General features: G+C 74.4%; 3 protein-coding genes. All 3 read left to right on the plus strand.

The window, feature by feature from the left end; translation table 11 throughout:
- Window positions 1–946: LysM peptidoglycan-binding domain-containing M23 family metallopeptidase (locus VR44_RS37850; RefSeq protein WP_045952213.1), on the plus strand; the 946-nt coding region annotated here is incomplete at its 5' end.
- 165 nt (window positions 947–1,111) lie between these two features.
- A complete protein-coding gene (locus VR44_RS37855) occupies window positions 1,112–1,897 on the plus strand; it encodes an SGNH/GDSL hydrolase family protein (protein WP_045952214.1) in 786 nt (261 codons plus the stop codon).
- 163 nt (window positions 1,898–2,060) lie between these two features.
- A partial coding sequence (locus VR44_RS37860; protein ID WP_045952215.1) for an MBL fold metallo-hydrolase occupies window positions 2,061–3,108 on the plus strand: 1,048 nt, incomplete at its 3' end.

Raw genomic sequence — 3,108 nt, forward strand, 5'->3', positions numbered from 1 at the left:
CTTCGCCGGCACCGGCGGCGCGGCCCTCGCGCTGCCGCTCATGGGCGCCGCAGGGGCGCACGCCGCCGCTCCGGCCGCGGCCACCCCGGCCGCCGCGCCCGTCCAGGCCCCGGCCGCGTTCCGGACGGCCGCCCCCGCCGTCACCCCCGCCGCCGCCCCGTCCGTCTACACGGTCGTGTCCGGCGACTGCCTCTGGACCATCGCCGCCGAGCGCGGCCTCTCCGGCGGCTGGGAGCGGCTGTACGCCGACAACCGCGAGGCCGTCGGCGACGACCCGTCCCTCATCCACCCGGGCCTGCGCCTGACCCTCGGCGGACAGGGCGCCGCCGCCCCCAAGACGTCTGGGGCGCCCGCCGAGGAATCCTCGAGCGGGACTCCGGCGCCCGGCGAGGACGCGGCCGGGGCCGCCCCGGCCGAGGACGACGGCGCCGGCTCGGCCGCCTCCGCCGGCTCCGGCGGCGTGCCGCTGAAGGGCTCCGCCGCCCCGTCCCGCGGAATGAAGCAGTCCGCGCCCGCCGCCCAGTCCGCGCCCGCGAGCGCCGCCGGGTTCGTCGCCCCCGTCAGCGGCGGCATCTCCACCCAGTACCGCACGCCCGGCGCCATGTGGTCCTCCGGTTACCACACCGGCGTCGACTTCATCGCGAGCACCGGCACCACCGTCCGGGCCGTGGGTGCGGGCACCGTGGTTTCCGCAGGCTGGGGCGGTGCCTACGGCAACCAGGTCGTCATCCGGCACGCCGACGGCAAGTACTCCCAGTACGGCCACCTCTCCCAGCTGAACGTCTCCGCGGGCCAGACCGTCACCGCCGGCCAGAGCATCGGCCTCTCCGGTGCCACCGGCAACGTCACCGGCCCGCACCTCCACTTCGAGATCCGCACGGGCCCGTCCTACGGCTCCGACATCGACCCGCTGGCCTACCTCCGCTCGAAGGGCGTCAGCGTCTGACGGCCGCCCCGGCGGCGGAGCGCCGGCACACGTGGGGCCGGGACCCGAGGGGGGTCCCGGCCCCACGTGTACTTATTCCTTATCCCCCGCGTGGTATAGATCACGGTCCGTCAAGCCCTCATTACGTTGGCGTAGGTTGGGGACGGGGGTGAAGGATGGGTTCCCGTGGCAGCGACGAAGACGACACTCAAGACCATCGGCTCGTACGCGGCGATCGGGGACAGCTTCACCGAAGGCGTGGGGGACCCGGGACCCGGGGATTCGTATCTCGGCTGGGCGGACAGGCTCGCCGTACTCCTGGCGGATCAGCGCGACGAGCACGACTTCCGGTACGCGAACCTGGCGGTACGCGGCAAGGTGCTCGACCAGATCGTGGAGGAGCAGGTTCCCCGGGCCAAGGAACTGGCCCCGGACTTCGTCTCCTTCTGTGCGGGCGGCAACGACATCATCCGCCCCGGCAGTGACCCCGACGACGTGGCCGAGCGCTTCGAGGCGGCCGTGGCCGACCTCACCGGCGCCGTCGGCCTCGTCATGATCACCACCGGCTTCGACACCCGGGGCGTTCCCGTCCTCAAGCACCTGCGCGGCAAGATCGCGACGTACAACGTCCACGTGCGCGCCATCGCCGACCGCTACGGCTGCCCGGTGCTCGACCTCTGGTCGCTGAAGACCGTACAGGACCGCCGCGCCTGGGACGGCGACCGCCTCCACCTCTCGCCCGAGGGCCACACCCGCGTCGCCCTGCGCGCCGCGCAGGTCCTCGGCTACGAGGTCCCGGCCGATCCCGACCAGCCCTGGCCGCCGGCCGCGCCCCGCGGCTCCGTCGACGTCACCCGGGACAACATCCAGTGGGCGCGCGAGCACCTCGTGCCCTGGATCGGGCGGCGCCTGCGCGGCGAGTCCTCCGGCGACAACGTCGAGGCGAAGCGCCCGGACCTGCTCCCGCTGTAGCCCCGTGGCCGGGCCCGGCACCCCAGCCGGTCCCGGCCACCGCTCCGCCCGCGCGGCGGGACACCGCCGGGACACCGCGGGCGGAATCCTGGGAACCCGGTGCGCGTTGGGATGGTCGTGGGCGTACCCCGCCCCACCCCACCCGCACTACCCAGGAGGCGCCTTGACCGGCTCCCTTCCCCTGCGTCCCCGGCTGCGCGCCCTGCGGCCCGAAGCCTTCGGCGCGGATCCGTCCGGCGCACGGCTGGAGCGCATCCTGCGCTCGCCGAACTTCGCCGACGGCGTCTTCCAGAACCCGGTGGGGGCCCGGACCAGGCCTGCCGGCTCGATGCTGGAGTTCGCCAAGATCTACTTCCACAAGGAGCAGCGGATCCGGCGCAACCCCGGCGCGCCGATCCCCGTCTACCCCACCACCCTCGCCGAGCTGGCCAAGCCGCCGGCGAGCGGACTGCGCCTGACCTGGATGGGGCACTCCAGCGTCCTCGCCGAGATCGACGGCCGCCGCGTGCTCTTCGACCCCGTCTGGGGCGAGCGCTGCTCCCCCTTCCCCTTCGCCGGCCCCAGGCGCCTGCACCCCGTGCCGGTACCGCTGGCCTCCCTGGGCGAGGTCGACGTCGTGGTCATCTCCCACGACCACTACGACCACCTCGACCTGCCCACCATCAAGGCCCTGGCCGGCACCGGCACGGTCTTCGCCGTCCCGCTGGGCGTCGGCGCGCACCTGGAGCACTGGGGCGTCGCCCCGGGCCGGCTGCGCGAGCTGGACTGGAACGAGACCACCGAGGTCGCCGGCCTCTCCCTGACGGCCACCCCGGCCCGCCACTTCTGCGGCCGCGGCCTGCGCAATCAGCAGTTCACCCTGTGGGCCTCCTGGGTGGTCGCGGGCGAGGAGCACCGGATCTTCCACAGCGGGGACACCGGCTACTTCCCCGGCTTCAAGGAGATCGGCGCCGAGCACGGCCCCTTCGACGCCACGATGATCCAGATCGGGGCCTACTCGGAGTACTGGCCCGACATCCACATGACCCCCGAGGAGGGCATGCGGGCCCACCTCGACCTCCAGGGCGGCGCCCCGTCCGGCACGATGCTGCCGATCCACTGGGGCACCTTCAACCTGGCCCCGCACCCGTGGGACGAGCCCGGCGAGGGCACGGTGGCCGCCGCCGGATCCGCCGGCGCGGCCGTCGCCCTCCCCATCCCGGGCCAGCCCT

The organism is Streptomyces katrae, assembly GCF_000966975.1.
In the GTDB taxonomy this organism is placed as follows: Bacteria; Actinomycetota; Actinomycetes; order Streptomycetales; family Streptomycetaceae; genus Streptomyces; species Streptomyces katrae.